Source organism: uncultured Rothia sp. (genome assembly GCF_937976295.1).
Classification (GTDB): Bacteria; Actinomycetota; Actinomycetes; order Actinomycetales; family Micrococcaceae; genus Rothia.
In genome coordinates this window covers 1-3,242 of sequence record NZ_CALJRY010000362.1, presented here as the reverse complement: position 1 = coordinate 3,242, position 3,242 = coordinate 1, and the positions used below count along the sequence as shown (strand labels likewise).

The following is a 3,242-nucleotide window of genomic DNA, read 5'->3' as shown; positions in this document are numbered from 1 at the left end:
CGCTTTCGTGCGCCCCGCAGCTGGAACAGACCCTAAACCTGCGCGATAGCGAGGGTGTGTACGCCTCCCTGGTCTCCGGTTCCGGTCCGACGGTGCTTCTGCTGGCCTCTTCGCAGGCTCGGGCGGAGGCACTCGCTACTTCTCTTCGTGCCGCTGGCCACCACGCCATAGCTACCGAAGTGACTAGTGCATAGCTTTTCTATCTGTCACACTAGATAACGACTTATCACTCGCTGACTTCTACCATTCTCTGATTGAAAGGGAGAATACGATGAAGGTTAAAAATATTGTTATCGCCCAGGACCGTTTTAGCCTTCTGGGCGGCATTAAGACCGTTAACAGGAATCTGGGCAAAGCTTTTGAAGAAGCCGGATACAACGTTAGCTATCTGGCTCTCTACGACAATATGGGAGATAACCCTGACACGGTAACTCCTGATTTTGTTATTCGATCTGGCTCGCTTGTCTCGAAGACCACTCACAATAAGCTGGTGTACAACAATCCTGGACCGCTGAATGCCGTGTTGACGGCTAAGAAGGCTTTTACTGTTCTATGGGACCGCTATAACGCGGCACGTACCCGGCGTTACCTACAGTCTTTGGGCGAGGAGACTGTTATCTTGACGACGATGACCGGTATCGCCACGTACCTGGTGGACTATGCGCGTTCTGCTCAGAAGCAGGGGATTGGCTATCTGTACGAGTTCCATAGTAGCTATGACAGCTCGTACCGCCTGGACGCAGAGAAAGAGCTGCGTCAGATTTCCGATACCTTTGATTCTTTCATTGCACTTTCTGAAGGTGACGCGCAACTTTTTGCCCAGTGGCTGAACCGTCCGGTGGATGCCGTATCGAACCTGAACGCATCGTTGGACCCTGCTGTTGAACAGAAGGTTCTGGCGTTGGCTGAGCAGAAGAAACCGGTGGTGCAATTTATCGGCCGCTACTCCGAGGAGAAAGGCCTGATGCGCATTCTGGAGAGCTTTATTGCGTGTGCAGCGGATTTCCCGGACTGGACTTTGAAGCTTAACGGTAGCGGCGATGAAGCGATTGAGCATCAGATGAAGGAGCGCATTGCTTCTCTGGATTCTGCCCTAGCTGAGCGCATTGTGGTGGGCGGTCCCCTGAACTCTGAGCAGGTACTTGAGGCGTATGCTGAAGCATCGTTGACCATTGGTGCGTCTGACTTTGAGGGCGCACCGATGTCCCTGCAGGAAGCGATGCGTGTGGGTACTCCCATGGTGTCCTACCCTTCGTGCTGGGTTTTGCGTGATGTGCTTCCCCAGGTGGGTTACTTGGCTCAGGAGCGTAGCATAGAAGCGCTGACCGAACAGTTGCGTGTTGCGATGGGCGATGATGCGCAACGTAAGGAGAAGTCTGCGCGTTGCTTCCAGAAGGCTCAGGAGTACACCCCGGAGCATATTGTTCGCCGTTGGGAAGAGGTTTTCGCCTCAATTAAGCGATAGTTTTATAGCGCAGAGTAAGAGAAAAAGGATGCCGGTTCTAGGATTCACTCTAGAACCGGCATTCTTTATATCGACGATATTTTATTAGCTATCCATCAGCTGACGCTCGGGAACAGCACGGAAGCGGTACTGGAACATGCCCTCAAGCGCACCCAGGTTCGCGCCTGCTTCTCGTGCACCCACCAGACGAGTGGCTGGGGAAAGCAACAGCGGTAGGGACTTCGCCAGAGCGATGACGGAGTACTTAATGCTGGGGCCAGTCATGCCCTGGTCTTTGAAGCGCATCCACAGGAGCATACGGTAGTGCTGGTAGTTGCGCTGCTGACGGAAAATCTTCTTCGGAGTGGAACGAAGACGGTAGTGCACCAGTGAGGCGTAGGTCTTGTAGAAGGGGATGCCGCTCTGGCTGACACGCCAGGAAAAATCGGTTTCTTCGGACCCCGCGATGTAGCTACAGTCCATGCCGCCGTTGCGCAGGTACACATCGCGCGGGACGGAGAAATTACAACCGGTAATTGAGGGCAGGAAACCGGCGAAAGGTGGGATTTCTTCTTCGGTCTCAACCAGAGAAGGATTCGCTAGGACCTTCTCATCGGAGTCGAGGGGAACACCGTAGGCGTTGAGCACCTCAACAGGATTGTTATTGTGCAAGTTAGCGCCCGAAACGAGTGCGGGGCCGTGCTCATCCTGGACCGCCAAGTGGCCGTCCAGCCACCCGGTTTCTACGTAGTCGTCGGAGTCGCAGTAGACGAGAATCTTGCCGCGTGCCTCACGTGCGCCGACATTACGGGCGTTGGCGGGGCCTTTAATATTGCTGGAATCCACCCAGCGGAGGGGGTAAGGGGCGTTGAAAGCCTCAACCAGAGCGATGGTGTTATCGGTACTGCCGTTATCGCTGACGATTACCTCAAAAGAGCGGGTGGTGGTTTGCTTAGCTAGAGCTTCCAGCTGCGTTGTGATGAAGGGGGCTGCGTTGTATGCGGGGATGACGACGGATGCCTCGTACTCGTACTTTTCGCTCATGTTATTCACCGAGGTCCTTGATACGGCGGGCGGGGACACCAGCGTACAGGCCATTCGGCTCGCAATCAGATACAACGACAGCACCCGCTGCAATCATGCATCCGGCACCAATGGTCACGCCGGCAATGACGGATACATTCTGTCCAAGCCAGGCACCGTCACCAATCACGATGGGGGCCTCAATATTTTCGCCGGCACGCTGACGGGAAGGACCCATCTCGTGGCTTGCGGTGCACAGGGTGACGCGCGGACCCAGGTAGACGCGGTCGCCGACCTGTGCGGCACGATCGATAAAGATATCGCGGTTGACCCAGCAACCGGAGCCAATCTGGGCACCGGGAAGAATTTCGGAGCTGGGGTGCACGTAGGTGCCGTCACCAATGGTGACGCCGGAGGCGCGGAACTTTTCGATGCGTGCCGCGCGGCGCTTAGTCTTCTGCTTCAGGAAATGCTGATGCTTGAGCTGTTTGAGAGTGTTGAGCATAGATACCTTCATAAGGGCGGGCGGGAAAAATTGCTCCCTAAAAGTGTTAAAAGCTAATACCTATAGTAACGGGATGCCGCCCCGGAACGAGGCGGTATCCCGCGGAAGCAGATGAGAAATCCGCTGTTACATATGGCACATGAAGCTGGTGTTAGCCCAGCAGTTCGGAGAGCTCGAGCCAGCGCATTTCTAGCTCGTCAATCTCATCCTGAAGCGTCTGCTGCTGCTCGCCGAGCGCCGCCAAACCGGCGTAGTCGGAGGCGTCGTGCG

The 3,242-nt window shown here is 55.3% G+C and carries 4 protein-coding genes and 1 pseudogene; 2 read left to right on the top strand and 3 right to left on the bottom strand.

Annotated features, from left to right (window positions below; genetic code table 11):
- Window positions 1-194, top strand: a pseudogene (locus Q0216_RS09650) (4-diphosphocytidyl-2C-methyl-D-erythritol kinase); the annotation flags it as partial.
- A gap of 77 nt (window positions 195-271) precedes the next feature.
- On the top strand, window positions 272-1,465 hold the full coding sequence (locus Q0216_RS09645) for a glycosyltransferase (protein ID WP_298594907.1): 1,194 nt from the start codon (window positions 272-274) through the stop codon (window positions 1,463-1,465).
- 84 nt (window positions 1,466-1,549) lie between these two features.
- Here the strand turns inward: Q0216_RS09645 and Q0216_RS09640 are convergent, their stop codons facing one another.
- From Q0216_RS09640 to Q0216_RS09630, 3 genes are all read right to left on the bottom strand, one after another.
- Entirely contained in the window at window positions 1,550-2,488 is a 939-nt protein-coding gene (locus Q0216_RS09640; protein ID WP_298594906.1) for a glycosyltransferase family 2 protein, read from the bottom strand.
- 1 nt (window position 2,489) lies between these two features.
- Window positions 2,490-2,972, bottom strand: a complete 483-nt coding sequence (locus tag Q0216_RS09635; protein ID WP_298594904.1) for a DapH/DapD/GlmU-related protein — start codon at window positions 2,970-2,972, stop codon at window positions 2,490-2,492.
- A gap of 151 nt (window positions 2,973-3,123) precedes the next feature.
- A partial coding sequence (locus tag Q0216_RS09630) for an ABC transporter C-terminal domain-containing protein (RefSeq protein ID WP_298594909.1) occupies window positions 3,124-3,242 on the bottom strand: 119 nt, incomplete at its 5' end.